Source organism: Enterobacter cloacae complex sp. P27C (assembly GCF_014895705.1).
Classification (GTDB): domain Bacteria; phylum Pseudomonadota; class Gammaproteobacteria; order Enterobacterales; family Enterobacteriaceae; genus Enterobacter; species Enterobacter bugandensis.
The window spans coordinates 25273-50986 of record NZ_JADBQB010000011.1 but is presented as its reverse complement, the minus strand read 5'-3'; the positions used below and the strand labels follow the sequence as shown (position 1 = coordinate 50986).

General features: G+C 58.1%; 25 protein-coding genes and 1 tRNA gene. 8 read left to right on the top strand and 18 right to left on the bottom strand.

Going from position 1 to position 25714, the window contains the following annotated elements; all coding sequences use genetic code 11:
• Positions 1-76 precede the first annotated feature (76 nt).
• The gene (locus IM291_RS19205) at positions 77-841 is read left to right on the top strand and encodes a siderophore-interacting protein (protein ID WP_192987509.1); all 765 of its coding nucleotides are present in this window, start codon (positions 77-79) and stop codon (positions 839-841) included.
• Here IM291_RS19205 and IM291_RS19200 read toward each other — a convergent pair whose 3' ends face one another.
• Positions 842-2011, bottom strand: a complete 1170-nt coding sequence (locus IM291_RS19200; RefSeq protein ID WP_192987508.1) for a DNA repair protein — start codon at positions 2009-2011, stop codon at positions 842-844.
• A 320-nt stretch (positions 2012-2331) separates the two neighbouring features.
• A tRNA-Ile gene (locus IM291_RS19195) sits at positions 2332-2407 on the bottom strand.
• A gap of 124 nt (positions 2408-2531) precedes the next feature.
• Between IM291_RS19195 and mug the strand changes: the two genes are divergently transcribed.
• Complete coding sequence (gene mug / locus IM291_RS19190; protein WP_048998545.1) at positions 2532-3038, top strand: G/U mismatch-specific DNA glycosylase; 507 nt, start codon at positions 2532-2534, stop codon at positions 3036-3038.
• 100 nt (positions 3039-3138) lie between these two features.
• Here mug and rpoD read toward each other — a convergent pair whose 3' ends face one another.
• From rpoD to rpsU, 3 genes are all read right to left on the bottom strand, one after another.
• Positions 3139-4983 (bottom strand): RNA polymerase sigma factor RpoD, encoded by a 1845-nt coding sequence (gene rpoD / locus IM291_RS19185; protein ID WP_028014473.1) that lies wholly within the window; start codon positions 4981-4983, stop codon positions 3139-3141.
• A 153-nt stretch (positions 4984-5136) separates the two neighbouring features.
• Positions 5137-6882, bottom strand: coding sequence for a DNA primase (dnaG, locus tag IM291_RS19180; RefSeq protein ID WP_028014472.1), 1746 nt, complete (start codon positions 6880-6882; stop codon positions 5137-5139).
• 115 nt (positions 6883-6997) lie between these two features.
• A complete protein-coding gene (rpsU, locus tag IM291_RS19175; RefSeq protein ID WP_001144069.1) occupies positions 6998-7213 on the bottom strand; it encodes a 30S ribosomal protein S21 in 216 nt (71 codons plus the stop codon).
• 236 nt (positions 7214-7449) lie between these two features.
• Here rpsU and tsaD point away from each other — a divergent pair, with 236 nt between their 5' ends.
• On the top strand, positions 7450-8463 hold the full coding sequence (gene tsaD / locus IM291_RS19170) for a tRNA (adenosine(37)-N6)-threonylcarbamoyltransferase complex transferase subunit TsaD (RefSeq protein ID WP_041908060.1): 1014 nt from the start codon (positions 7450-7452) through the stop codon (positions 8461-8463).
• 46 nt (positions 8464-8509) lie between these two features.
• Here tsaD and ureG read toward each other — a convergent pair whose 3' ends face one another.
• The 9 genes from ureG to IM291_RS19125 form a co-directional block, all read right to left on the bottom strand.
• On the bottom strand, positions 8510-9127 hold the full coding sequence (gene ureG, locus IM291_RS19165) for an urease accessory protein UreG (protein WP_022651876.1): 618 nt from the start codon (positions 9125-9127) through the stop codon (positions 8510-8512).
• 9 nt (positions 9128-9136) lie between these two features.
• Positions 9137-9811: an urease accessory protein UreF gene (locus IM291_RS19160; protein ID WP_126344883.1), complete on the bottom strand. Its 675-nt coding sequence runs from the start codon at positions 9809-9811 to the stop codon at positions 9137-9139.
• Positions 9811-10350, bottom strand: coding sequence for a HupE/UreJ family protein (locus IM291_RS19155; protein ID WP_049000588.1), 540 nt, complete (start codon positions 10348-10350; stop codon positions 9811-9813). Before IM291_RS19155 ends, IM291_RS19160 begins: the two co-directional genes overlap by 1 nt.
• 9 nt (positions 10351-10359) lie before the next feature.
• Entirely contained in the window at positions 10360-10824 is a 465-nt protein-coding gene (gene ureE, locus IM291_RS19150) for an urease accessory protein UreE (protein ID WP_192987506.1), read from the bottom strand.
• Between the two features lie 9 nt (positions 10825-10833).
• The gene (gene ureC / locus IM291_RS19145; protein ID WP_192987505.1) at positions 10834-12537 is read right to left on the bottom strand and encodes an urease subunit alpha; all 1704 of its coding nucleotides are present in this window, start codon (positions 12535-12537) and stop codon (positions 10834-10836) included.
• Positions 12530-12844: an urease subunit beta gene (locus IM291_RS19140; protein ID WP_028014465.1), complete on the bottom strand. Its 315-nt coding sequence runs from the start codon at positions 12842-12844 to the stop codon at positions 12530-12532. Before IM291_RS19140 ends, ureC begins: the two co-directional genes overlap by 8 nt.
• Before the next feature lie 10 nt (positions 12845-12854).
• The gene (locus IM291_RS19135) at positions 12855-13157 is read right to left on the bottom strand and encodes an urease subunit gamma (RefSeq protein ID WP_003862556.1); all 303 of its coding nucleotides are present in this window, start codon (positions 13155-13157) and stop codon (positions 12855-12857) included.
• A gap of 10 nt (positions 13158-13167) precedes the next feature.
• Complete coding sequence (locus tag IM291_RS19130; RefSeq protein ID WP_192987503.1) at positions 13168-13995, bottom strand: urease accessory protein UreD; 828 nt, start codon at positions 13993-13995, stop codon at positions 13168-13170.
• Positions 13996-14132: 137 nt separating this feature from the next.
• Positions 14133-15146 (bottom strand): alpha/beta hydrolase, encoded by a 1014-nt coding sequence (locus tag IM291_RS19125; RefSeq protein WP_028014463.1) that lies wholly within the window; start codon positions 15144-15146, stop codon positions 14133-14135.
• Positions 15147-15289: 143 nt separating this feature from the next.
• Between IM291_RS19125 and IM291_RS19120 the strand changes: the two genes are divergently transcribed.
• Positions 15290-15712, top strand: coding sequence for a MarR family winged helix-turn-helix transcriptional regulator (locus IM291_RS19120; protein ID WP_047367377.1), 423 nt, complete (start codon positions 15290-15292; stop codon positions 15710-15712).
• Between the two features lie 41 nt (positions 15713-15753).
• On the opposite strand, the gene IM291_RS19115 is transcribed toward IM291_RS19120, so the two are convergent.
• Both IM291_RS19115 and plsY read right to left on the bottom strand, forming a co-directional pair.
• Positions 15754-17220, bottom strand: coding sequence for an MFS transporter (locus IM291_RS19115; RefSeq protein WP_063155324.1), 1467 nt, complete (start codon positions 17218-17220; stop codon positions 15754-15756).
• A gap of 92 nt (positions 17221-17312) precedes the next feature.
• Complete coding sequence (plsY, locus tag IM291_RS19110; RefSeq protein WP_014833311.1) at positions 17313-17927, bottom strand: glycerol-3-phosphate 1-O-acyltransferase PlsY; 615 nt, start codon at positions 17925-17927, stop codon at positions 17313-17315.
• 107 nt (positions 17928-18034) lie between these two features.
• Here plsY and folB point away from each other — a divergent pair, with 107 nt between their 5' ends.
• Positions 18035-18403 carry a bifunctional dihydroneopterin aldolase/7,8-dihydroneopterin epimerase gene (folB, locus tag IM291_RS19105; RefSeq protein WP_045261137.1) on the top strand — a complete coding sequence of 123 codons (369 nt, stop codon included), beginning with the start codon at positions 18035-18037 and terminating at the stop codon, positions 18401-18403.
• Positions 18404-18511: 108 nt separating this feature from the next.
• Positions 18512-19333, top strand: coding sequence for an undecaprenyl-diphosphate phosphatase (gene bacA / locus IM291_RS19100; RefSeq protein WP_028014459.1), 822 nt, complete (start codon positions 18512-18514; stop codon positions 19331-19333).
• Positions 19334-19346: 13 nt separating this feature from the next.
• On the opposite strand, the gene IM291_RS19095 is transcribed toward bacA, so the two are convergent.
• Positions 19347-20588 carry a multifunctional CCA addition/repair protein gene (locus IM291_RS19095; RefSeq protein WP_192987501.1) on the bottom strand — a complete coding sequence of 414 codons (1242 nt, stop codon included), beginning with the start codon at positions 20586-20588 and terminating at the stop codon, positions 19347-19349.
• Positions 20589-20648: 60 nt separating this feature from the next.
• Positions 20649-21269, bottom strand: coding sequence for a TIGR04211 family SH3 domain-containing protein (locus IM291_RS19090; protein WP_041911953.1), 621 nt, complete (start codon positions 21267-21269; stop codon positions 20649-20651).
• 229 nt (positions 21270-21498) lie between these two features.
• Between IM291_RS19090 and IM291_RS19085 the strand changes: the two genes are divergently transcribed.
• Positions 21499-22800: an inorganic triphosphatase gene (locus IM291_RS19085; RefSeq protein ID WP_028014456.1), complete on the top strand. Its 1302-nt coding sequence runs from the start codon at positions 21499-21501 to the stop codon at positions 22798-22800.
• Positions 22801-22821: 21 nt separating this feature from the next.
• Positions 22822-25677 carry a bifunctional [glutamate--ammonia ligase]-adenylyl-L-tyrosine phosphorylase/[glutamate--ammonia-ligase] adenylyltransferase gene (gene glnE / locus IM291_RS19080; RefSeq protein WP_192987499.1) on the top strand — a complete coding sequence of 952 codons (2856 nt, stop codon included), beginning with the start codon at positions 22822-22824 and terminating at the stop codon, positions 25675-25677.
• Positions 25678-25714 lie beyond the last annotated feature (37 nt).

The window sequence follows — 25714 nt, the reverse complement described above, 5'->3', positions numbered from 1 at the left end:
TTTTTTACTGATTAGTAATCATTATCATTTAAAATTCAATTCCGATATATCGTATTCACCAGAGAAGAGGCTAAAAATGGCATCTACCCGTTACCCACAGCGCGTGCGTAATGACCTGCGCTTTCGCGAGCTGACGGTGCGCCGCGTTGAACGCGTTAGCGCAGGCTTTCAGCGCATTGTTTTAGGCGGCGAGGCGCTGGAGGGCTTTAGCTCCCGCGGCTTCGACGACCACAACAAAGTCTTTTTCCCTGCACCTGGCACCACGTTTGTCCCGCCGAAGGTTACCGATGAAGGCATCGACTGGGGCGACGGCGTACGTCCACAGGCGCGCGACTATACGCCGCTGTACGATGAGGCAAATCATGAGCTGGCGCTCGATTTCTTCATTCATGACGGCGGGATTGCCAGCGGCTGGGCAGTCGAGGCGAAGGTGGGCGACAGGTTGACCATCGGCGGCCCGCGCGGTTCGCTGGTAGTGCCGGAGGATTACGCCTGGCAGCTGTACGTGTGCGACGAGTCCGGCATGCCGGCGCTGCGTCGACGTTTAGAGAGCATTGCTAAACTGCCGGTTTGTCCGGAGATTCACGCGGTGGTGACCGTAGGTGATGAATCTTATAAGGACTATCTGGCGCACCTGAGTGATTTCAACATCACCTGGGTGGTGGGCCACAGCGAGCAGGCGGTGGCTGACCGTCTGGCGGCGCTGGCCGTGCCGGCGGAAGATTACTTTATCTGGCTGACCGGAGAAGGGAAGGTGGTAAAAAGCCTGAGCCGCCAGTTTGAAACCAACGCGATTGACCAGCATCTGGTGCGTGCCAGCGCATACTGGCACGCTAAATAATCAGGCTGCCGAATCCATCTGCGCTTCGTTAACCTGATGTTCGAGCGAGGCGCATACCTCTTTTAGCGCTTTCTCCTGCTGAGCAAAGTACGCTTCCATATTGCTCAGCGACGAGACCAGCAGCCAGGACTCCTCTTTTTCCAGCTCCGCCAGCTCGTTCACTAAGGTGTCGATTTGCTCGCGGACCTGCGCCATTTTTTTGCGGATACGCTCCAGATCGTTCAGCCTGTCGCTCGCCATCAATGGCTCGAACCCCTGCTGCAGGCGGGCCACCAGCGAGCGAATGGTTTTGACGTCGCCGCGCTGTTTGGCCTGGTTGAGCTGCACCATCATCGCGTTGGCTTCCTCTTTCAGATCGTCTGCGACTAAATCCGGATGGCAGAGCTTGCTCGCCTGCCGCCAGAGGCGCTTGAGTTCGTTCTGATCTTCTTCCGAGAGATGCTTGCCCTTGCGCAGCCGCACTTCGGCATCGTGATGCTGTTCGCGATACTTCTCGTACTCTTCGTTGGCCTCGTCGCGCGCCTGACGCGCGGGATCTTCTTCGCGCGTTAAGCCGCTTTCCAGTTCGAGCGCTTCGGCCAGCAGGTTGGCAATCAGATTGCTTTGCTGCTCAAGATGCTTACGCGCCTGAGCGGCCTGGACGGAGTCAGCCGGGAGATCGCGCCAGCGCTGGGTAAGCGTCGCCAGCACCTCCACCGCCTGCGCCATATAGCGCTGACAGCGGCGGTAATCCTCCTCGCGACGACGTGCCTCTGCCTGCTGACGACGCAGGTTCAGCTCCGCCAGCGTTTTACGCAGGGCGAGGATCTGCTGCATCAGCGGTCCGAGTCGGGAGAAATAGAGATCGTTGAACTCATCAAGCTGCTGCACGCGCGCGTTGCGGCGGTCAATCAGATCGCGCAGACGCTCTTCCAGCGCCTTCAGCTCCAGCTTGCTGGCGGCTACCTGTGGGTCACGCCACTGGGTCACGGCGCGTTGGCCCTGCAGCCAGGCGGTTATGGCCGCCATGGCCGCGGTGTAGTTCTTTTCCTCAAGCGCCACGACGATTGCCTGTAGCTCATCGTCAAACGCTTCATTTTTCAGGCGTGTCAGCTGGCTCTGGATGATGTCGTCATCTTCCAGTTCAATGGCATTTTTAATGATTTCTAGCCGTTTGATCGGTGTGCTCATGATGCCTTTCGCTTTGGCGCTTAAGTATTTGAGTTAAGGGTAGTTGTTGTAAAAGCTACAGGAAATAATACACACGGATGATGATCGGCGCGATGGGGGATTTCTTTAGTTTTGCAGTTTGTGAGGGTGAGCGGCAGGCCGGGCTACGTGTGATTGATTCCGTATGTGCTTGCATAGGGGGCAGCAAAATCAAAGGAGGGATACAGCCTGGCGAATGCTTGGGGGAAAACTCAGGGGACAACAAGATGGTACCCGTTATTCAGCCAACAAAAAAGCCACTCGCTAGAGTGGCTTAATCATATGATTCTAACACTAAAATTTGGTGGCCCCTGCTGGACTTGAACCAGCGACCAAGCGATTATGAGTCGCCTGCTCTAACCACTGAGCTAAGGGGCCGTGGCGGTGAATTATAAAGTAACTCCCCGCAGCAATCCAGCCATTCACACCTGCCTGCTGTTTTTATAAACAACGCATTATCAATCCTTTATACTTCCATTACGACGTATCAGCGGGAGTAAAGATGATCAACGACATTCTGGCCCCTGGCCTGCGGGTGGTGTTTTGCGGAATCAATCCAGGAAAGTCCTCGGCGCACACCGGCTTTCACTTCGCCCATCCGGGCAATCGCTTCTGGAAGGTGATCTATCAGGCCGGGTTTACCGACAGGTTACTCAAGCCGGAAGAGGAGCAGCACCTGCTGGACACGGGCTGCGGAATTACCATGTTGGTCGAGAGGCCGACGGTACAGGCAAGCGAGGTCAACCTGCATGAGCTGCGCAGCGGCGGGCGGGAACTGGTAAAGAAGATTGAAGACTATCAGCCCGCCGCGCTGGCGATCCTCGGTAAGCAGGCCTACGAGCAGGCGTTTAGCCAGCGCGGGGCTAAGTGGGGTAAGCAGAACATCACCATCGGCGTTACGCAGGTGTGGGTGTTGCCGAATCCTAGCGGGCTCAACAGAGCGACGCTGGATAAGCTGGTGGAGGCCTACAGGGAGCTGGATGAGGCGCTGATGGTGCGGGGGCTTTAGCTCCTTTGCGGCCTGATGCCCTCACCCTGGCCCTCTCCCACGGGGAGAGGGAATAAACAAAAAAAGCTCCCGATTGGGAGCTTTTTGCTGTTTACCAGGATTAGTCGTCCAGGAAGCTACGCAGCACTTCAGAGCGGCTTGGATGACGCAGCTTACGCAGCGCCTTCGCTTCGATCTGACGGATACGTTCGCGGGTCACGTCGAACTGTTTACCCACTTCTTCCAGCGTGTGGTCGGTATTCATGTCGATACCGAAACGCATACGCAGCACTTTTGCTTCACGGGCGGTCAGTCCAGCCAGAACGTCGTGCGTGGCGGCACGCAGGCTCTCGGTAGTAGCCGAGTCCAGCGGCAGCTCAAGGGTGGTATCCTCGATGAAATCCCCCAGATGCGAATCTTCATCATCACCGATCGGTGTTTCCATGGAGATTGGCTCTTTGGCGATCTTCAGCACTTTACGGATCTTGTCTTCCGGCATCAGCATGCGCTCGGCCAGCTCTTCCGGCGTCGGCTCGCGGCCCATCTCCTGCAGCATCTGGCGGGAGATACGGTTGAGCTTGTTGATGGTCTCAATCATATGAACCGGAATACGGATGGTGCGTGCCTGGTCCGCGATAGAGCGGGTGATCGCCTGACGGATCCACCAGGTTGCGTAGGTGGAGAACTTGTAACCACGACGGTATTCAAACTTATCTACCGCTTTCATCAGACCGATGTTGCCTTCCTGAATCAGATCCAGGAACTGCAGACCGCGGTTGGTGTATTTCTTGGCGATAGAGATAACCAGACGCAAGTTCGCCTCAACCATCTCTTTCTTCGCACGGCGGGCTTTCGCTTCACCGATGGACATGCGACGGTTGATGTCTTTGACCTGCTCGATGGTCAGGCCGGTCTCTTCTTCAATTTGCTGCAGCTTCTGCAGACCGCGATAGACATCGTCCTTCACGTCGTGCAGTTTTTCAGACCACGGTTTGTTCATCGCGATAGCCGCGTTGAACCAGGTTTCGCTGGTTTCGTTGCCGGTGAAGAGGGTGATGAAGTTCTTCTTCGGCATTTTGCACTGCTCAACGCACAGCTTCATGATGATGCGTTCCTGGGTGCGTACGCGATCCATCATCACGCGCATGCTGTTTACCAGGTAGTCGAACTGTTTTGGCACCAGGCGGAACTGTTTGAATACTTCAGACAGCTTCAGGATCTCTTCCTGAGCGGCGGCATGGCTGCGGCCTTTCGCTTTGATGGTGTCACGCGTTACTTCGTACTGGGTACGCAGCTCGGCAAACTTCTCGCGCGCCAGTTCCGGGTCGATGCTGTTGTCATCGTCCGCGCTGTCGTCGTCTTCTTCCTCATCTTCATCTTCGTCGTCATCCATCTCTTCCTGAGACAGCTCAGAACCGACGTGAGTGGCGGTAGGCGCCATATCTTCTTCAGCGTTCGGGTCGACAAAACCGGTGATCAGGTCAGACAGGCGCGCTTCTTCCGCTTCAACGCGATCGTACTGCTCCAGCAGATAGGTAATCGCTTCCGGGTATTCGGCAACAGAGCACTGAACCTGGTTGATCCCGTCTTCGATGCGTTTTGCGATGTCAATTTCGCCTTCGCGGGTCAACAGTTCAACGGTACCCATTTCGCGCATGTACATGCGGACCGGGTCAGTGGTACGCCCGATTTCAGATTCCACGCTGGACAGGACCTGTGCAGCAGCTTCTTCCGCATCTTCGTCAGTGTTGTTGGAGGTTTCAGCCAGCAACAGATCATCGGCATCCGGTGCTTCTTCCATCACCTGAATGCCCATGTCATTGATCATTTGGATGATGTCTTCGATCTGGTCTGAATCGACGATATCTTCCGGCAGATGGTCATTGACCTCGGCATAGGTCAGATAGCCTTGCTCCTTACCGCGTTGGACAAGAAGTTTCAGCTGTGACTGCGGGTTTTGCTCCATAAGACGGTATCCACACTTAATTCGTTTGATTGGTGTCGGCGATGGTGCTGCCAACCTTTAAAGCGAGGGCGTACTTATATTTTTGCCGCTGCCTCTCAGTGCGGCTGCCGGGGGCTTCCCGATCGATATTCGGCACTTAAGCCGTTAAATTTTTTATTTCTTCGCCAGTTCCTGGTTAATCATCCAGAGCTCCCGGCGTTCTTCGCTGCTTAAGCCATGGGTGCGCTCGCGAGCTATCAACTCTTCCTGGCGCAACTCAAGCATCGAATCAAACATATGGTTGAGCGAGTCGGTGAACGTTTTTTCTGCAATTTCCTTATCTGCTATATCGTCCCACATCGACAGTTTTTCAAGGGTAGCGGCCTCTTTTGTGCCGCGATAATGCTCTAAAAGTTGTCCGGTGGTCAGACCTGGCTGAGACAAACAAGTGTTGACCAGTTCTGAAAATAAGCCAAGTCCGGGCAACTTTTCGTGGTTCAAACCCGCCAGCGACGGCACTTGCGGAGCAAGTTCGGGGTTTTGCACCAGTAACCCTATCAGTATACGCATGGTTGTGCGTTTTAGCTGAGGCGCGGGGCGAACCGTGCCGTTTTCAGCCTGTTTAGGCATTAAACGTTCAAGCTGGCTGTCATCCAGGATACCGAGCTTGTTGCCTAACTCCTGACGCAGGTAGATGCGCAGCGTTTCGCCGGGCACCTGGCTGATTAACGGCAGCGCCAGAGTACTGAGCTGCGCGCGCCCGTCAGGGGTACTCAAATCCACCTGCGGCATCAGGCTGTTAAACAGAAACGTGGAGAGCGGCTGTGCCTGCTCCATCCGCGCTTCGAATGCCGCTTTGCCCTCTTTACGCACCAGCGTATCCGGGTCTTCACCGTCGGGCAGGAACATAAAGCGTAGCTGACGTCCGTCGGTCATATACGGCAGCGCGGTTTCCAGCGCTCGCCAGGCGGCGTCGCGTCCGGCTCGGTCACCGTCGTAACAGCAGATGACGTTGTTGGTCACCCTGAACAGCAGTTGAATATGATCGGCAGTGGTGGACGTACCTAACGACGCAACCGCGTAGTTAATGTCGTACTGCGCCAGCGCAACGACGTCCATATAGCCTTCGACGACCAGCAGACGCGGAGGTTCCGCATTGTCCTGCTGCGCCTCATAAAGACCGTACAACTGGCGGCCCTTATGGAAAATATCGGTTTCCGGAGAGTTGAGGTATTTCGGCAGGGCATCACCCAGCACGCGACCACCAAAACCAATTACCCGGCCACGCTTGTCGCGGATCGGGAACATCACCCGTTCACGGAAGCGGTCGTAGCTTCGTCCCTGGTCGTTAGTGACCAGCATGCCTGCGTCGATGAGGGATTTACGATCTTCGCTATTGCCGCCAAAACGCTTTAACACGTTGTCCCAGCCGGGCGGGGCGTAACCAATAGCGAAACGCGCAATCACATCGTCGCTCAGTCCGCGCTTGTTCAGATACTGACGCGCAGGCTCAGCCGCAGAGTGCTTAAGAGACTGTTGGTAAAACGAATTCAGGCCATCCATCAGTTGATACAGCGTTTGCCGCTGATGGCGCTCGATCTGACTTGGCCCACTGCCTGCTTCATACGGCACTTCAAGATTATGCATCGCCGCCAGTTCTTCGACGGTTTCAACGAACTCGAGCTTGTCGTAGTTCATTAAAAAATCGACGGCATTACCGTGTGCGCCACAGCCGAAGCAATGGTAAAACTGCTTTTCACCGTTTACGGTGAAGGAGGGGGTTTTTTCGTTATGGAACGGACAGCACGCATGGTAGTTCTTGCCCTGCTTTTTCAGCTTTACCCGCGCGTCGATGAGATCGACGATGTCGGTTCTGGCGAGCAGGTCATTGATGAAAACGCGTGGGATTCTTCCGGCCATATGCCCCAAAAATTTAAGCGACTTATAAACGAAAACAAGCCGCGCATTCCTTCCGGAAGCACGGCCTTACGACTACTACTCTGTCTGTCAATTGAGGGCGTTGGCCCTCAACAGATTAGTACAGACGAGTACGGCGTGCGTTTTCGCGAGCCAGTTTCTTCGCGTGACGTTTCACAGCGGAAGCTTTAGCGCGCTTACGTTCGGTCGTTGGTTTTTCATAAAACTCACGACGACGAACTTCAGCCAGAACACCTGCTTTCTCGCATGAACGTTTGAAGCGACGCAGTGCTACGTCGAACGGCTCGTTTTCACGTACTTTAATTACCGGCATGTAACTCTCACCTTTAATAAATTCGGTTTGCCGCTGGCATCAACGCCAGCTTATTTCAAAATGGTGCGGAATTTTACTGCAAATGCTGCTGCTTTGTAAAGCACCGATGCGATTTTGAAAGGGACTTTAATAAGGGTGAGGAGTATACACGAGCCTTCTTCCTGGGGCGAACAAAGTTTTACATCAACCCGCCCAGGCTCTACACTGCGCGGTATTGAAACGAGGTAAAACAAGTCATGCGTGTACTGGGTATTGAAACATCCTGCGATGAAACCGGCATCGCCATTTACGACGACGAAAAAGGGCTTCTGGCCAACCAGCTGTATAGTCAGGTGAAATTGCACGCTGACTACGGCGGCGTCGTACCTGAACTGGCCTCTCGTGACCACGTGCGTAAAACGGTTCCCCTGATTCAGGCGGCGCTGAAAGAGGCCGGATTAAGCTCAACCGATATTGACGCCGTAGCCTATACCGCAGGGCCGGGTCTGGTCGGTGCGCTGCTGGTCGGCGCAACGGTGGGGCGTTCGCTGGCCTTCGCGTGGGACGTTCCCGCCATTCCGGTTCACCACATGGAAGGGCATCTTCTGGCACCGATGCTGGAAGACAATCCGCCTGAGTTCCCGTTCGTGGCGCTGCTGGTCTCCGGTGGGCATACCCAGCTGATTAGCGTAACGGGTATTGGCAAGTACGAGCTGCTGGGCGAGTCGATCGACGACGCCGCCGGTGAAGCGTTCGACAAAACCGCCAAGCTGCTGGGCCTGGATTATCCGGGTGGCCCGATGCTCTCTAAAATGGCGTCGCAGGGAACGGAAGGGCGCTTTGTTTTCCCGCGCCCGATGACCGACCGTCCGGGGCTGGACTTCAGCTTCTCCGGGCTGAAAACCTTCGCGGCGAATACTATCCGCAATAACGACAACGACGAGCAGACCCGCGCCGATATCGCCCGCGCGTTCGAAGATGCGGTGGTGGATACGCTGATGATCAAGTGCAAGCGCGCGCTGGATCAGACCGGGTTTAAGCGCCTGGTGATGGCGGGCGGCGTCAGCGCCAACCGTACGCTGCGTGCGAAGCTCGCCGAAATGATGCAAAAGCGTCGTGGGGAAGTGTTCTACGCGCGTCCGGAATTCTGTACCGATAACGGGGCGATGATCGCCTACGCCGGTATGGTGCGCCTGAATGCGGGGGCAACGTCCGACCTGAGCGTGTCCGTGCGTCCGCGCTGGCCGCTGGCGGAACTGCCTGAGGCGTAACCCCCTCACCCTAACCCTCTCCCCACAGGGAGAGGAAAATTTACGACTACACCCGCAGCATCCCTTTCTCTTCCAGAAACGCAATAATCGTCCCCAGGCCGTCACCCGCCTTCAGGTTGGTAAAGGTCCACGGGCGCTCGCCGCGCATGCGGTTGGTATCACGCTCCATCACCTCCAGCGACGCCCCCACGTATGGCGCAAGATCGGTTTTGTTGATCACCAGAAAATCGGATTTGGTGATCCCCGGCCCGCCCTTGCGCGGGATTTTTTCCCCTTCGGCCACGTCGATCACGTAAATGGTCAGGTCCGCCAGCTCCGGGCTGAAGGTCGCGCTCAGGTTGTCGCCGCCGCTTTCAACGAAGATCAGATCCAGATTACCGAACTTCTCGCTGAGTGCTTCTACCGCCGCGAGGTTCATTGAGGCATCTTCGCGGATGGCGGTATGTGGGCAGCCGCCCGTCTCCACGCCCACGATGCGCTCCGGCTCAAGCGCGCCCGCCTCGGTGAGGATGCGCTGATCCTCTTTGGTGTAGATATCGTTAGTGACCACCGCCAGATGGTACGTGTCGCGCATCGCCTTGCAGAGCGCTTCCAGCAGCGCGGTTTTGCCCGATCCTACCGGACCGCCCACGCCCACGCGCAGGGGATGTTTGTAATCAGCCATGTTGACTCCTCAGGAACGGAATAGTCGTGAATATTGTGTTTCGTGGCGCGCGGAGGCGATGGCCGACAGTGGCGTAGCTGCCCCCAGCGCGTCGTCGCCACGTAAAAATGCCTGTTCAAACCCGGCGGCAAAATGGTCGCTCAGCTCGATAATCAACTGCTGCGCCGCCTGCTGTCCGAAGGGGACGAGCTTGACGCCCGCCATCACCGCGCTCTCTATCCAGCTGTAGCCGAGGCTCAGCGCCAGCTCGCGCGCGCCAATGCCCCAGCGCACGCCGAGCCACGCCATGCCGCAGAGCTGGCTCTGCGCAAACAGCGGCAGCCACTCTGCCGGGCAGTTCGGCTCCCAGCTTTTAATCAGGCGCGTAAAGGCCGCCCCACGGTTGCGCTCCTCTTCGCGCAGCTCGCGCGTTTCCCGGCAGGCGAGCAGATATGTCGTCCAGCGTTTTGCTGCCGCGACGTCCTGCTGTTCGCAGGCCCGGAACAGCCGGATAAACATCGGCAGATCGACGCAGAAAAAGCTCTGCTCCATCTGCTGGATCTGCCAGCGCCTGAAGGCGTCGGTGCTCGTAACCCAGCCCGCCTCAACGGCCCACTCCAGCCCCTGCGACCAGGTAAACGACCCGACCGGCAGGCTGCTGCTGGAGAGCTGCATCAGGCGCAGCCGCTGGCGGGCATGCTCCATCAGCTCATCAGCGCCAGCAGGGCGGAGACGATCAGCCCGCCGCCGAAGGTTTTACGCAGACCGTCGTGGCGGCGCAGCAGCAAGCCTGCGGCGAAACTGGCGCCCAGCACCGTCGCGCTGGCCAGCATAAAACCGCTGGTGAACAGCCAGAAGCTGTGGCCAGACATCTCCACGCCGTGCGCCCAGCCGTGGAACATCGCCAGGGCAGGCACCGCCAGCAGCAGGCGGTTTTCGGTTTTAAACATCATCACGCCGCAGACCGCCAGCGAGGCGATAATCAGCATCTCCATGCCGCTAAAGCCGCCGAGCAGGCTGCCCGCAACGGCGCCGACAAGCATCATGCCGAGGGTGGCAAACGGCAGCAGGAGCTTGCGGCCGCTCAGGGCAGATAGCACGCCAGCCCCGGTCAGCATCAGCAGGTGATCCAGCCCGGTCAGCGGGTGGAGAAAACCGGCCTGAAAGCTGTCGGCGCCGTGGCCGGGATGCGCGAGCGCGGGAACGGAAAAAGCCAGCAGTAACAGCGGTAAATACTTACGCATGATTGATCCTTAATGTGAATGGGCGTGAGAATGGCTATGGCTGTGGGTATCGCTGGCGTAAGCGCCCGCTTCCGGTTCAAACGGCAGGCTGGCGAAGGTTACCTCCAGCCCGAACTGGCGCAGCATATCGTCGAGAACGTGATCGTGGTGATAACGCAGCTCGCCGGGCATGACCTGCAGCGGTACGTGGCGGTTGCCCAGGTGGTAGCAGGCGCGGGCGAGTAGGAACGGATCGGCGCAGCGCACCACGGAAACCGACTCCGGGGCGGCGATCACCTCAATCACCTCGCTGCCGTCTTCGTTACAGAGCAGGTCGCCCCCGCGCAGCAGCAGGCCGCGCGGCAGCATCAGTCCGGCTTCACGACCGTCGTTCAGCGATACGCGGGCGCGGCTTTTCACCCGCACGTCAATCGGCAGCGTGACGCTGGCGGTGATCGGGTGCGCGTGGTCCAGACGTTGTGTTAAGTAGATCATCTTCACTCCTTAAAACAGGAAATAGCGTTGCGCCATCGGCAGAACGTCAGCCGGTTCGCTGGTTATCAGTTCACCGTCGACGCGCACCTCGTAGGTTTGCGAATCGACGGTGATGTTCGGTTGCAGAGCGTTATGGATCATGTCGGCCTTTTTCACCGTCCGGCAGCCTTTTACCACCGCCGTGGCGCTCTGCAGGCTGAGCTGCTGCGGGATGCCGTTCGCGTGGGCCGCCTGAGAAACAAACGTCAGCCGCGTGGCGTGACGTGCGGCGCCCAGCGCGCCAAACATCGGGCGGTAATGCACTGGCTGCGGCGTGGGGATCGAGGCGTTGATGTCGCCCATCGGCGCGCAGGCGATCATCCCGCCTTTGACGATGGTGGCCGGTTTTACGCCAAAGAAGGCGGGGGACCAGACCACCAGATCCGCCAGCTTGCCCGCCTCAATCGAGCCCACTTCATGGGCGATGCCGTGGGTCAGCGCCGGGTTAATGGTGTATTTGGCGACATAGCGCTTCACGCGGAGGTTGTCGTTATCGCCCGTCTCTTCCGGCAGCGCGCCGCGCTGGACCTTCATGCGGTGCGCCACCTGCCAGGTGCGGATAATCACTTCCCCGACGCGGCCCATGGCCTGCGAATCTGACGAGGTGAGCGAGAACGCGCCGATATCGTGCAGCACGTCTTCCGCGGCGATGGTCTCCCGACGAATGCGGGATTCGGCAAACGCTACGTCCTCGGCGATATCCGGGTCGAGGTGATGGCAAACCATCAGCATGTCGAGGTGCTCGTCGAGGGTGTTCACCGTGTAGGGCAAGGTAGGATTGGTGGAAGAGGGCAGAATATTCGGGTGCGCGCAGGCGGTGATGATATCCGGCGCGTGGCCGCCGCCCGCGCCTTCGGTGTGGAAGGTGTGGATCGTGCGCCCGCCGATGGCCGCCAGCGTGTCTTCGACAAACCCGGACTCGTTCAGCGTGTCGCTGTGCAGCGCCACCTGAATATCCATCTCTTCGGCCACCTCCAGCGAGCAGTTAATCGCCGCGGGCGTCGCGCCCCAGTCTTCGTGGATCTTCAGCCCGATGGCGCCGGCGGCGATCTGCTCGCGCAGGGCGTTCGGGTTGGAGCCGTTACCCTTGCCGAGCAGGCCAATATTCACCGGCAGCGTATCAGCGGCCTGCAGCATGCGGGCGATATACCACGGCCCCGGCGAGCAGGTGGTGGCGTTGGTGCCCGCCGCCGGACCGGTGCCGCCGCCAATCATGGTGGTGATGCCGGAGACCAGCGCCTCTTCCGCCTGCTGCGGGCAGATCCAGTGGATGTGGGTGTCGATCCCGCCAGCGGTGACGATCTTCCCCTCGGCGGCAATCACTTCCGTCGCGGCGCCGATCGGGATCGTCACGCCGGGCTGAATGTCCGGGTTCCCGGCTTTGCCGACGGCGAAGATCCGCCCGTTCTTCACGCCGATATCGGCCTTCACGATCCCCCAGTGGTCGACGATCAGCGCGTTGGTGAGAACCAGATCCACGCAGCCGTCAGCGGTCATCTGCCCCTGGCCCATGCCGTCGCGGATCACCTTCCCGCCGCCGAACTTGACCTCTTCGCCGTAGACCGTGAGATCGTCTTCCACTTCGATCCACAGCTCGCTGTCCGCCAGCCGCACCTTATCCCCGGTGGTGGGGCCGAACATGTCGGCATACGCCTGACGTGAAATTTCAGCCATGTTTCACCTCGCCCATGACCTCGCCGCGAAAGCCAAAAATGCGTTGCGCGCCCGTCACCTGTACCAGCGTCACCTCTCGCTTCTGGCCTGGCTCGAAGCGCACGGCGGTGCCCGCCGGAATGTTCAGCCGGTAGCCCCTGGTGGCTTCCCGGTCAAACTTCAGTGCCGGGTTGACCTCGTAAAAGTGGTAGTGCGATCCGACCTGGATCGGCCTGTCGCCGTGATTTTCAACAACAACACTTTGGGCTTCACGCCCGACGTTGATCGCAATAGTGCCGGGCTGAATCTGGTATTCACCTGGGATCATCACGTGCTCCTTACACGATCGGGTTGTGGACGGTGACGAGCTTGGAGCCGTCCGGGAAGGTGGCTTCCACCTGAATATCCGGGATCATCTCCGGCACGCCCTCCATCACCTGATCGCGCGTCAGGACGTGGCGGCCCGCCTCCATCAGCGAGGCGACGGTTTCGCCATCGCGCGCGCCTTCCATGATGAAGGCGCTGATCAGCGCGACCGATTCCGGGTAGTTGAGCTTTACCCCGCGCGCAAGGCGGCGTTCGGCAACCAGCGCGGCGGTAAACAGCAACAGCTTGTCTTTTTCTCTGGGGGTCAGTTCCATAACGTTTCTCTTATGTCTGCCAGATGCGCGGCGAACAGGCGGTTTTGGTAGTAAGAAGCGGGCGAAGCGACTGCCAGATGTCGCGCATCGCCCGCTGGCAAATCAGGTTGTCGTGGGAGAGAAAACGCACCGACAGCAGATCGTCGGTGAGCGTTGCCCCCGCAAAATGGCCCAGAGGCGCGAGCAGCGCGCGCACCGTGTCGAGATGATCTTCCCGGGCCGGATAGAACAGCAGTGTGCCGATCCACGGGTGTCCGGCAACGGGCGTGAGATCGCCGTCGCCGAGGTGCTGGCGCTCTATCAGGCGCGGTTCGTCATCCACCCACACTTCAAGGCGGCTCTCCAGCGTGCCGTGGCTGAAGGTCTCACCGATTACCGGGCGGCCCAGGCAGTACAGCTCCCACGCCAGCAGCGTGCTGGAGGCCTTAAGGTGGAAGATGGAACGCAGCGCGGCGTTCGCGCCGGGAAAGATAATGGTGTCCTGCGGCAGCCACTCCAGCGTGGCGTTTTCATCAAGATAAAAGTGCTGGCTCAGACGCGCCTGCGGGCCGCTGCTGCGGTAGAACTTGCTGGCGCCGGGCATGGTGATAAGCGCGTGGCTTTTGGCATCGAGCCGAACGGAAATATCCAGCGAATCGCCGCCCACAACGCCGCCGGGCGGGTGCAGCAGATAAAGGTGGCAGGTTTTTCCTTCGGGGTAAAACGGACGTTGTACGGTGAGCGGCCCGACGTGGCGCGCGGAACGCAGGAGGGTTTTCTCAGGGGCGTGACAAAACTGCAGGGCAAGCGACGCCTGCCAGCCTTTATACGTATTATCAGTGACCTGAGCTGCTAACATGCTGCTTCCATCTGCGCATCATCGGGGTCGTTTCAGTATGCCCTGGCGGAAATGAAGGCTGTCATATGAGTCGCTTATGGATAGAGGAAATTAAAAAGCACGGCCCGGGGCCGTGCTCTGTATGAAGCATGACGATCCTATTTCAGGTGGTCATGCAATGCTGCACCTGCCTGCTCAAGGGCGACTTTAACCGTTGGCTCCTGGCTCAGCGGGTTAAGCAGGCCGTAATCGTGGATCATGCCGTTATAGCGCGTGACGGTCACCGGGACGCCAGCCGCATCCAGTTTACGCCCGAATGCTTCACCTTCATCCCGCAGAACGTCCAGCTCAGCTGTCTGAATCAGCGTCTCCGGGAAGCCTTTCAACTGTGCAGTGCTGGCGCGAAGCGGAGAGGCAAGGATATTGTTACGATCGGCAGCGCTGGTGGTGTAGTTATCCCAGAACCATTTCATCATGTTTTTTGACAGGAAGTAGCCATTTTCGAACTGGTGATAGGAAGCCGTATCAAAGCTGGCGTCCGTCACTGGCCAGAGCATCACGTTGTAGCGAATTTTTGGCCCATTAAACTGTTTGGCCTGCAACGCCACTGAAGCCACCATGTTGCCGCCCACGCTGTTACCTACCAGGCCCAGACGGCTGCCGTCCACGCCAATTTCCTGGCCGTGCTCGGCTACCCATTTTGTCGCTTCATAGGCCTGATTGATTGCCACCGGGAAATGGGCTTCAGGTGACGGTGTGTAATCAACGTAAACCGCTGCGGCGCCTGATGCGCGAACCAGATCGCGGATTAAACGTTCGTGGGTTGGAAAATCACCCAGCACCCAACCGCCACCGTGGAAGAACATAAATACCGGGAGCGTACCGGCAGCATGTTCAGGCTTCACAATTTTAAGCGCGATCGTCTGGCCATTGACCTGGATCGTTTTTTCAGTCACCTGAGCGGGCGGCAATTTTGCTCCTTGCTGTGCGCCGATCAGTACCTGGCGGGCCTCCTGCGGGGTCATCTGTTCCATCGGTTTCCCTTTGCCAGCATTCAGGACATCAAGAAATGCCTGTACGCCTGCGGTCGGGGCTGGAGTATTGGTGGTTTGAGCGGATGCCGCGGCTGACGCGAAGACGGAAGAAATCAGGATGGCGGTTAATGTTTTCATGGTGGTACCCCTTTTAACGTATTTGATTGGATAACTAAATAGTGCGCTACTTAGTTGTTGATGTAATACTTGCGCGCAAGATACTTTTAGTCAAACATTATTTATAATTTTTTTTAGACAACAGATTCAGGGTTGATAGAAAAATGAAAGAAAACAAAACACTAGATGATTTATTGTGCTTCTCGCTGTACTCGGTCACCAATGCGTTCGTGCGCCAGTATCGCCCCCTGCTGCAGGAGATGGATCTGACCTATCCGCAATTTGTTGTTTTGATGGCGCTTTATGAGAAAGACAACATCCCGCTTCGCGATCTCAGCGATAAAACCTATTTTGATTCAGGCACATTGACCCCGCTGGTTCAGAAGCTTGAGGCAAAAGGTTTTCTCAACCGTATCGCGGTTGTGGGGGATGAAAGGATGAAAAATGTCGTATTGACCGATAAAGCGAAAGAACTGAAAAAGCAGGTGATGGCGCTGCCGGACCAGATTCGCTGCAGCATGCGGATGAATGATGATGAGCTGGAAATGCTAAAAAAACTCTCCCGAACGCTGCTGGAAGATTTGTAAGCGCACTTCGGTGGGGGTGAACCCACCGAAGCGATGTGTCGTTACCGGTAGTCCTCCGCATCCACATCATACCCGGACGGCTCCCAGCGGATCGCCAGCAATGACGCCAGACCGATAAACGGCGCCAGCGCAATCACCCAGAACACGGCGGTGTCGAGAGACGCGACCAGCAGCGGGAACAGGAACAGCGACAGCGTGGAGCTGCTGCGCATCAGCGTCTGGTTGAGACCCACGCCCACGCCGCGCAGCGAGGTCGGGTAGCTCAGCGAGGCGAACGTCATGGTATGCGCGCCCGGGCCAAATCCCTGACCGAACAGGAAAAGCGCCAGCATCGCCACGGCAAGCACCCCTTCAAAAGCACCGTCCGGTCGACCAATCAGCGCCAGCCCCAGCAGCGCCACAAGCTGACAGGCGTAACCCGCCAGCGACATCCGCCACGCGCCGAAGCGCGGCACATAGCGCACCGCCAGTAATCCGCCGATAAACGCAAAAAGCAGGTTCAGCGCCAGCGAGATCACAATAGTGGTCAGCATAGACTGCACGAAGAAGCTTGAAATAATCACCGGCAGGCCAAAGGCCACGGCGTTATAGGCGAACGAGGAGACGACAGACAGCAGCGTGGCGAGCGTGGTGCGCCGCAGATAGATGCCGCGGAACAGGTTCAGATAGTTCGACCATTTGGCTTTATTCACGACAGGCGCAGGCTGGGTGAGCGCATCCTGCGGGACGTGGGCGTTAATATTGTACGACTGGCGTAAAATGGACGCCGCCTCTTTCAGGTTGCCCTGATTCGCCGCCCAGACCGGCGATTCGCTCATATAGCGGCTGCGGATGGCGATAATCACCAGCGCGGGTACTGCACCAAAGCCGAGAATCAAACGCCAGAGCCAGTCGCTGTGGCTTTCCGGCAGCACGGCGTAGAAAAAGAGAACCAGAAGGTAAGAGATGCTGATCGCCGCATACCAGGTAGGGCACCACATCGCGACGCTGGAGGCCTTATTGCCCGGCCCTTTCAGCCTGGCAAACTCGCTCAGGAACGCCATCGCCACGGGAAGGTCGATCCCCACGCCAAGGCCCATCACAAAGCGCGCGCCCGCCAGCACATATTCATTCGGGGCCAGCGCGCAGGCGATAGCGGCGACGACAAAGAATACCATGTCGGCCATAAAGACGCGGTAGCGCCCGATTTTATCCGTGAGGTAACCGCCGAGCAGCGCCCCGACAATCGCACCAAAGGTAATCGCCGAGGCCACCATGCCGGTACCGGCGGGCGTCAGGTTAAATTCGCGGGTAATGTCTTTAATGCCGAACGCCAGCGCGCCTAGATCGTAGGCATCGAGGAAAATCCCGCCCAGAGCGATACCGACCACGATCCGGGCGTTAGCCCGGCCCTGTGAGCCGTCATTAACGAGACGTGAAACGTCCGATGCACTGCGCACCCACTGAATGTCGCCATCAGGGGGAATTCCTGCCGTTGAAAGGGGAGTGGTGTCTGTGATTTCTGCCATTTTCTTTTTGTGTGGTTGTGTTGTGTCTCTAACAGTTACCACAGGCAGAAGGTGACAAAAATCACATTTGGTTATAAGGCATAACTAACCGCCTACTCGGGATCTTTTTTCTTTCGCTTGAGCTTCGTCCAGATCTTCGTTTCCTGGCGTCGCCACAGGCGCTGGATATTGTCGTGATGACGCAGCAGGATCAGGCAGGAGAGCATCGATACCGGGAAGGTGAATTGGGGTTTAAACCACCAGACGTAAAACGGGGCGATCAGCGCGCTGACGATGGCACCCAGCGACGAATAGCCGCTCAGCAGAATGGTCAGCAGCCAGGTCCCGGCCATGACGCCGGTTAAGTCCCATCCGATGGGCGCGATGGCACCAAAGGCGGTCGCCACCCCTTTGCCGCCTTTAAAGCCGAAGAATACGGGCCAGATATGGCCGACGCAGGCGGCGATGGCGATGAGCCCCAGCCAGAACGGCGTGACGCCCAGCGCATACGCGCCCCAGACGGGTAGCATCCCCTTCAGAACATCAAAAATCAAAACCGCTACGGCTGCTCCCTTGCCGCCAATTCGAAGCACGTTGGTCGCTCCCGGATTCCCGGAACCACTTTCACGCGGGTCAGGTAACCCGGCAATGCGGCAGACCAGAATGGCGCTGGAGATTGAGCCGCAAAGATAGGCGAGGAGGATCATTCCAGGCGCGATTGCACTCATAACGCTGTTCCGTTTTGAAAATGTATCTGTATTCTCAGCATCTGTGGATAATACGCATAATTCGCCGGAAGTGGTATCCGGTTTAGCCAAAAAGCAGGCAGGTCGTGATGGATATTGTATTTATAGAGCAACTTTCGGTAATCACCACAATTGGTGTTTACGACTGGGAACAGACCATCGAGCAGAAACTGGTGTTCGATATCGAAATGGGATGGGATAACCGCAAATCGGCAAAAAGCGATGACGTGAATGACTGTCTGAGCTATGCCGACATCAGCGAAGCGGTGATCGGCCACGTGGAAGGACAGCGTTTTGCGCTGGTGGAACGGGTGGCGGAAGAGGTGGCGGATCTGCTGCTGACCAAATTCAACTCACCGTGGGTACGCATCAAGCTGAGCAAGCCGGGGGCAGTGGCGCGCGCGGCCAACGTGGGCGTGATTATCGAGCGTGGCACAAATCTGAAAGGAAACAATTAACGTCATAATTGCTAAACCATTTTAGGTTATATCGGTCTTAAGGCTGTATCTTTCACGGTAGCCGTTAGGGGCGACCGTTTTTTTATATCTTTTTTTAGGGGTTTATAGATGAGCGATATGCACTCGCTGCTGGTGGCGGCAATTCTGGGTGTGGTCGAAGGATTGACGGAGTTTTTACCGGTTTCCAGTACGGGCCATATGATTATCGTTGGCCATCTGCTGGGCTTCGAAGGCGATACCGCAAAGACGTTTGAGGTGGTAATTCAGCTGGGCTCGATTCTGGCGGTGGTGGTGATGTTCTGGCGTCGCCTGTTTGGCCTGATCGGCATCCATTTTGGCCGTCTGCCGCAGCGTGAAGGAGAGGGCAAAGGCCGCCTGACGCTGATTCACATCCTGCTCGGGATGATCCCGGCGGTGGTATTGGGGCTGGTATTCCACGACACCATTAAATCGCTGTTTAACCCGATTAACGTCATGTACGCGCTGGTGGTGGGCGGTTTCCTGCTGATTGCCGCGGAAGTGCTGAAGCCAAAAGTCCCGCGTGCGGAAGGCCTGGACGATATGACCTATCGTCAGGCGTTTATCATTGGCTGCTTCCAGTGTCTGGCGCTGTGGCCGGGCTTCTCCCGTTCAGGTGCGACCATTTCAGGCGGGATGCTGATGGGCGTGAGCCGCTACGCGGCGTCCGAGTTCTCGTTCCTGCTGGCGGTGCCGATGATGATGGGCGCCACCGCGCTGGACCTTTACAAAAGCATTGGCTTCCTGACCACAGGCGATATTCCGATGTTTGCCGTGGGCTTTATCACCGCCTTTATCGTGGCGCTGATTGCCATCAAAACCTTCCTGCAGCTGATTAAGCGTATCTCGTTTATTCCGTTCGCGATCTACCGCTTTATCGTCGCGGCTGCGGTGTACGTGGTCTTCTTCTGATAACCGATTGCCCTCACTCTTTCGGCTGAGGGCAACGCTTTTCCTTCCACGCGGTAACCGCGTCAATCCGCCGTTTGGTTAGCTCCTCGCGAATCTCCGGGCCTTTAAATCCTGCCTCAACCACGTCTTTCGTTGGCACCGCTTTTGCGACTTCCCACACTTCGCGCAGCAAACGCCCCTGGGGATAATCGGACGCTTCAAACCCGGTGCGACCGCGCACGTCCGCTTCGCTGGTGAGCGCAATCTGCTCCACGCGCTGCGGCTTGCGCCAGGCGTCGATATTATCGAACAGCTTCACGATGGTGGCGGGCTTCAGGATCGGGAAGGTATGAATCAGGTCGTGGAACTCGGCGACCAGCTTTGCCAGATCGCGGATGTCATTCGGCACGCGCAGACGCTGGCAGAGCCCGTCAACCAGCTTTACCCCCGCCGGACCGTGCCCGTGATGGCGCGGCCAGAACTCTTTCGGCGTTAAGCCTTTGCCGAGATCGTGGCACAGGGTGGAAAAACGTACGTCCACCTCAGGGCTGAGCATGGCGGCCATGCTCAGCGTCATCAGCGTGTGCACGCCGGTATCAATTTCGGGATGCCATTTCGCCGGTGCGGGCACGCCAAACAGCGCGTCGATTTCCGGGAACAGCACCTTCAGCGCGCCGCAGTCGCGAAGAACCTGGAAAAAGACCTGCGGGTTGCGGGTGGTGAGGGCATTTTCCGTCTCTTTCCAGACGCGCTCCGGCGTCAGGTGTTCCAGCTCGCCCGCCTCGGTCATGGCCGTCATCAACGCCATCGTCTCATCCGCAATACGGAAGCTCAGATGCGCGTAACGCGCGGCAAAACGCGCCACGCGCAGCACGCGGAGCGGATCTTCAGAAAATGCCGGGGAGACGTGACGCAAAAGACGATCGCGCAGGTCGTCCTGCCCGCCGTAGGCGTCGATGATATGGCCGTTTTCGTCCTGGGCCAGGGCGTTAATGGTGAGATCGCGGCGCAGCAGATCCTGCTCCAGCGTCACATCCGGCGCGGCGTAGCAGGTGAAGCCGGTATAACCGGAACCGGATTTCCGTTCGGTACGCGCCAGGGCGTACTCTTCCCGGCTTTTCGGATGCAGGAACACGGGAAAATCGCGGCCTACCTGCTGGTAGCCCGCGTCGAGCATCTCTTCCGGGGTGGCGCCCACCACCACCCAGTCTTTATCTTTGACCGGCAGACCTAACAACGCATCACGTACCGCACCACCGACCAGATAACTCTTCACGCCCAACTCTCCCGTTTTCTCTTTTCCAGAATGATACGTAAGTCTGGCAGAGAAGACGAATTAGTTCATCCAGCGATCTTTACGCTTACGGCTTGGGATCAGATGTGGCAGAACCAGACCCAGCACCAGACCAACGCCCAGCACGCCGCCACCATACATAAACCACTGCATGATAATGGTGCGCTGTTTGTCATCAAGCTGCAGGTTCGCGGCGTTCACTTTTTTCTGCGCGACGATCAGCTCGTTTTTGAGCTTTTGATTCTCTTCTTTCAGACCGTTGATCACGCCGTCGCTCTGCGCCACTTTCTGCTGCATTTCAGCGGTGCGCTGGTTCCAGGTCCCGTCGATGTTGTTCAGCTTGTCGGTCAGTGTCTTCACCTGGTTTTCCAGATCCGGCACGCGGGTGCGCAGGCTTGGCACGGTGCTCAGCTCTTTCATTGGGATCCAGGAGGTACGGCCGGAACTGTCGCGAACCTGACCGTAATTGGTCTCCGCGTTGGTCTGCAACAGGGTGACTTCCTCGCCGGCATTCACTGTGCCCACGAGGCGATAATTATCTCCGGGGCCACTGCGCACCCAGGTGTTAAGTTCGTCAGAAACGTAACGCTTCTCTTCAGCGTGCACTGCGGTTGCGGCGCTTAAAGCGAGTAAAGTAAGTCCAATCAGGCGTAATTTAAGCATCATTAGTCGTTATTTTCATAAAAAGTGGAACGATAGTAGTGGCAACAGTGTCTCTACGCAAAGCATTCATCAGCAATCAGAATCATCTGTGTCACGACTCTACACATTTACGCCCGACAAATTGCTCATTGCATGGCAATTTGGCGCAAAATACTATGTACTGACAAACAAATGGCGAGGAAGTTCGCCCTCATTGACGCGTCTGTGACGCCCGCAAAAGTACAAGGCTATGGCTCAGGAAATCGAATTAAAATTTATCGTCGAAAAAGACAGCGTTGACGCGCTCCGTCAGCATCTGAATACGCTCTCCGGCGAGCACCATGAACCCGTACCGTTGCTCAACATCTACTACGAAACGCCGGACAACTGGCTGCGCAACCACGATATGGGGCTGCGCATCCGCGGCGCGAACGGACGCTACGAGATGACGATGAAAATCGCCGGCCGCGTGGTCGGCGGTTTGCATCAGCGCCCGGAATACAATATCGACATCAGTAAGCCAGAACTTGAGCTGGAACGTTTCCCGGCGGAAGTCTGGCCGGAAGGCGAACTGCCCGCCACGCTGGCAGGGCAGGTGCAGCCGCTGTTCAGCACCGATTTCGCTCGCGAGAAATGGCTGGTGACGGAAGGCAAAAGCCGCATTGAAATCGCGCTGGATTTAGGCGAGGTGAAGGCGGGTGAGTTCCAGGAACCGATCTGCGAGCTGGAGCTGGAACTTCTGGAAGGGGATGCGAGCGACGTGCTGAAGCTGGCGCGCAAGCTGGTAAGCCAGCCGGGTTTACGTCAGGGCAGCTTGAGCAAAGCGGCGCGCGGCTACCACCTGGCTGCCGGAAATGCGCCACGCGTGCTGAGAGAGACTCCGATTTTGCGCGTCGTCCCGAAAGCCAGCATTGAGCAGGGCATGGAAGCGGCGCTGGAGCTGGCGCTCTCCCAATGGCAGTACCATGAAGAACTGTGGGCGCGTAACGTCAAAAATGCCAAAAAACAGGTGCTGGCCGCTATTGGACTGGTGCGTCATACCCTGACGCTGTTTGGCGGTATCGTACCGCGTAAAGCTAGCGCTCACTTACGCGATCTGCTGACCCAGACCGAAACGCTGCTGCTTTCCGACGTGTCGGCGCAAACCGCGCTTTATAGCCCGCAAAATGCCGCGGCAAAACTGGCGCTGACCGAGTTTCTGGTTACGCGCGGCTGGCGCGTCTTCCTCGATGCAAAAGCGCAGACCAAAATCGCAGACAACTTTAAACGCTTCGCGGATATCCATCTTTCCCGCCACGCCGCCGAGCTGAGAACCACCTTCGCGCATCCGCTGGGCGACCAGTATGGCGACCAGCTTCCCCGCCTGGCGCGTAATATCGACAGCATGTTGCTTCTGTCGGGAGCGTACGAGGGCGTGAAGGCGCAGGCCTGGCTGGAGAACTGGCAGGGGCTTAAGCATGCCATTGAGACCCGTCAGCAGATTGAGATCGAGCATTTCCGCAACGAAGCCATTTCGCAGGATCCATACTGGCTGCACAGCGGAAAACGTTAATTCTGGCAAGGAACCCCTGATATGCCGCTTTCTTCGCAGTTACAGCAGCACTGGCAAACCGTTTGCGAACGTCTGCCCGAGTCGTTACCCGCGTCATCGTTAAGCGAGCAGGCGAAAAGCGTGCTCACGTTCAGTGATTTTGTGCAGGAGAGCGTCAGCGCCAATCCTGACTGGCTGGCAGAGCTGGAAAGCGCGCCGCAGCAGGCTGACGAGTGGCGGCACTATGCTGGCTGGCTGCAAACCGCGCTGGCAGAGGTGGCGGATGAAGCCACGCTGATGCGCGTTCTGCGTCAGTTCCGCCGCCGGGTGATGGTGCGCATTGCCTGGGCGCAGGCGCTGGAGCTGGTGAGTGAAGAGAGCACCTTGCAGCAGCTGAGCGAGCTGGCGCAGACGCTGATTGTCGCCGCGCGGGACTGGCTCTACGCCGCCTGCTGTAAAGAGTGGGGCACGCCGTGCAGCGAAGAAGGGGTTCCGCAGCCGCTGTTGATTCTGGGGATGGGCAAGCTGGGCGGCTGCGAGCTGAACTTCTCCTCGGATATCGACCTGATCTTTGCCTGGCCGGAGAATGGCGCCACGCGAGGCGGTCGTCGCGAGCTGGATAACGCCCAGTTCTTTACCCGACTCGGGCAGCGTCTGATTAAGGCGCTGGACCAGCCTACGCAGGACGGCTTTGTTTACCGCGTGGACATGCGCCTGCGCCCGTTTGGCGACAGTGGCCCGCTGGTGCTGAGCTTCGCCGCGCTGGAAGATTATTACCAGGAGCAGGGGCGCGACTGGGAGCGTTACGCGATGGTCAAAGCGCGGATCATGGGCGACAGCGACGACGCCTACGCCAATGAGCTGCGTGCCATGCTGCGCCCGTTCGTGTTCCGCCGTTACATCGACTTTAGCGTGATCCAGTCCCTGCGCAATATGAAAGGGATGATCGCCCGCGAGGTGCGCCGTCGCGGTCTGAAGGACAACATCAAGCTTGGCGCGGGCGGCATCCGCGAAATCGAATTTATCGTTCAGGTCTTCCAGCTGATCCGCGGCGGGCGCGAGCCGTCGCTGCAGTCCCGCTCGCTACTGCCGACGCTGAGCGCCATTGAGCAACTGCATTTGCTTCCGGACGGCGACGCGCAAACCCTGCGCGAGGCCTATCTGTTCCTGCGCCGTCTGGAAAACCTGCTGCAAAGCATTAACGACGAACAGACCCAGACCCTGCCGGGCGATGACCTTAACCGGGCGCGCCTGGCCTGGGGCATGCGGGCGGATGACTGGTCAACGTTGACCGAACGGCTGGATGCCCATATGGCAGGCGTGCGCCGCATCTTTAACGATCTTATTGGTGACGACGAAAGTGAATCGCCGGACGATGCGCTCTCCGAGCACTGGCGCGAACTGTGGCAGGACGCGCTCCAGGAAGATGACACCACGCCGGTGCTGGCGCACTTAAGCGACGATGCCCGCCATCGCGTGGTGGCCTTGATTGCCGATTTCCGCCTTGAGCTGAACAAGCGCGCCATTGGCCCGCGCGGTCGGCAGGTGCTGGATCATCTGATGCCGCATCTGCTGAGCGACGTCTGCTCCCGCGAGGATGCGCCGATGCCGCTGTCGCGCATGATGCCGCTGCTGAGCGGGATTATCACGCGTACCACCTATCTTGAACTGCTGAGCGAGTTTCCGGGGGCGCTGAAACACCTGATTTCCCTCTGCGCCGCGTCGCCGATGGTGGCCAACAAGCTGGCGCGATACCCACTGCTGCTGGACGAACTGCTTGACCCGAACACGCTCTATCAGCCGACGGCGACGGACGCTTACCGCGACGAGCTGCGCCAGTATCTGCTGCGCGTGTCGGAAGAGGACGAAGAGCAGCAGCTGGAGGCGCTGCGTCAGTTTAAGCAGGCGCAGATGCTGCGCGTGGCGGCGGCGGATATCGCGGGTACGCTGCCGGTAATGAAAGTGAGCGATCACTTAACCTGGCTGGCGGAGGCGATCATCGACGCGGTAGTCCACCAGGCGTGGGTGCAGATGGTGGCCCGCTATGGCCAGCCGAAGCATCTTGCTGACCGCGAGGGGCGAGGGTTTGCCGTGGTCGGTTACGGCAAGCTGGGCGGCTGGGAGCTGGGCTACAGCTCCGATCTGGATCTGATTTTCCTGCACGACTGCCCGGTTGACGTGATGACCGACGGCGAACGTGAGATTGACGGGCGGCAGTTCTACCTGCGCCTGGCCCAGCGCATAATGCACCTGTTCAGCACCCGCACTTCGTCGGGCATTCTGTACGAGGTGGACGCGCGTCTGCGCCCGTCCGGCGCGGCAGGCATGCTGGTCACCTCGACGGACGCTTTTGCTGACTATCAGAAGAACGAAGCCTGGACGTGGGAACATCAGGCGTTAGTGCGCGCCCGCGTGGTGTACGGCGATCCGCAGCTCAAAACGCAGTTCGATGCGGTCCGCAAGTCAGTCATGACGACCCCGCGCGAGGGCAGCACCCTGCAAACTGAAGTGCGCGAAATGCGTGAGAAAATGCGCGCGCATTTGGGTAACAAACATCGCGATCGCTTTGATATTAAAGCCGATGAGGGCGGGATTACCGATATTGAGTTCATCACTCAGTACCTGGTGCTACTGCATGCCCACGACAAGCCGAAGTTAACCCGCTGGTCCGATAACGTGCGCATTCTGGAACTGCTGGCGCAAAACGACATTATGGACGAGCAGGAGGCGCAGGCCTTAACCCGCGCCTACACCACGCTGCGCGATGAACTTCATCACCTGGCGTTGCAGGAACAGCCGGGCCACGTGGCGCTGGACTGTTTTACCGCAGAGCGCGCCCAGGTGACGGCAAGCTGGCAGAAATGGCTGGTGGAGCCGTGCGTAACAAAACAAGTGTGATATTATCGCGCGCAAATTGTGAATCTTTCTGGAGTCA

Excerpts from the sequence above, each read along its gene's own strand:
- IM291_RS19140 (WP_028014465.1), bottom strand. The coding sequence starts at position 12,844 with ATGATCCCAGGTGAATACCAGATTCAGCCCGGCACTATTGCGATCAAC.
- glnE (WP_192987499.1), top strand. The coding sequence starts at position 22,822 with ATGCCGCTTTCTTCGCAGTTACAGCAGCACTGGCAAACCGTTTGCGAA.
- plsY (WP_014833311.1), bottom strand. The coding sequence starts at position 17,927 with ATGAGTGCAATCGCGCCTGGAATGATCCTCCTCGCCTATCTTTGCGGC.
- IM291_RS19125 (WP_028014463.1), bottom strand. The coding sequence starts at position 15,146 with ATGAAAACATTAACCGCCATCCTGATTTCTTCCGTCTTCGCGTCAGCC.
- mug (WP_048998545.1), top strand. The coding sequence starts at position 2,532 with ATGATCAACGACATTCTGGCCCCTGGCCTGCGGGTGGTGTTTTGCGGA.
- IM291_RS19115 (WP_063155324.1), bottom strand. The coding sequence starts at position 17,220 with ATGGCAGAAATCACAGACACCACTCCCCTTTCAACGGCAGGAATTCCC.
- IM291_RS19120 (WP_047367377.1), top strand. The coding sequence starts at position 15,290 with ATGAAAGAAAACAAAACACTAGATGATTTATTGTGCTTCTCGCTGTAC.
- dnaG (WP_028014472.1), bottom strand. The coding sequence starts at position 6,882 with ATGGCCGGAAGAATCCCACGCGTTTTCATCAATGACCTGCTCGCCAGA.
- IM291_RS19200 (WP_192987508.1), bottom strand. The coding sequence starts at position 2,011 with ATGAGCACACCGATCAAACGGCTAGAAATCATTAAAAATGCCATTGAA.
- IM291_RS19085 (WP_028014456.1), top strand. The coding sequence starts at position 21,499 with ATGGCTCAGGAAATCGAATTAAAATTTATCGTCGAAAAAGACAGCGTT.
- ureE (WP_192987506.1), bottom strand. The coding sequence starts at position 10,824 with ATGATCTACTTAACACAACGTCTGGACCACGCGCACCCGATCACCGCC.
- IM291_RS19090 (WP_041911953.1), bottom strand. The coding sequence starts at position 21,269 with ATGCTTAAATTACGCCTGATTGGACTTACTTTACTCGCTTTAAGCGCC.
- IM291_RS19205 (WP_192987509.1), top strand. The coding sequence starts at position 77 with ATGGCATCTACCCGTTACCCACAGCGCGTGCGTAATGACCTGCGCTTT.
- folB (WP_045261137.1), top strand. The coding sequence starts at position 18,035 with ATGGATATTGTATTTATAGAGCAACTTTCGGTAATCACCACAATTGGT.
- ureG (WP_022651876.1), bottom strand. The coding sequence starts at position 9,127 with ATGGCTGATTACAAACATCCCCTGCGCGTGGGCGTGGGCGGTCCGGTA.
- tsaD (WP_041908060.1), top strand. The coding sequence starts at position 7,450 with ATGCGTGTACTGGGTATTGAAACATCCTGCGATGAAACCGGCATCGCC.
- IM291_RS19160 (WP_126344883.1), bottom strand. The coding sequence starts at position 9,811 with ATGGAGCATGCCCGCCAGCGGCTGCGCCTGATGCAGCTCTCCAGCAGC.
- rpsU (WP_001144069.1), bottom strand. The coding sequence starts at position 7,213 with ATGCCGGTAATTAAAGTACGTGAAAACGAGCCGTTCGACGTAGCACTG.
- IM291_RS19135 (WP_003862556.1), bottom strand. The coding sequence starts at position 13,157 with ATGGAACTGACCCCCAGAGAAAAAGACAAGCTGTTGCTGTTTACCGCC.
- ureC (WP_192987505.1), bottom strand. The coding sequence starts at position 12,537 with ATGGCTGAAATTTCACGTCAGGCGTATGCCGACATGTTCGGCCCCACC.
- rpoD (WP_028014473.1), bottom strand. The coding sequence starts at position 4,983 with ATGGAGCAAAACCCGCAGTCACAGCTGAAACTTCTTGTCCAACGCGGT.
- IM291_RS19130 (WP_192987503.1), bottom strand. The coding sequence starts at position 13,995 with ATGTTAGCAGCTCAGGTCACTGATAATACGTATAAAGGCTGGCAGGCG.
- IM291_RS19155 (WP_049000588.1), bottom strand. The coding sequence starts at position 10,350 with ATGCGTAAGTATTTACCGCTGTTACTGCTGGCTTTTTCCGTTCCCGCG.
- bacA (WP_028014459.1), top strand. The coding sequence starts at position 18,512 with ATGAGCGATATGCACTCGCTGCTGGTGGCGGCAATTCTGGGTGTGGTC.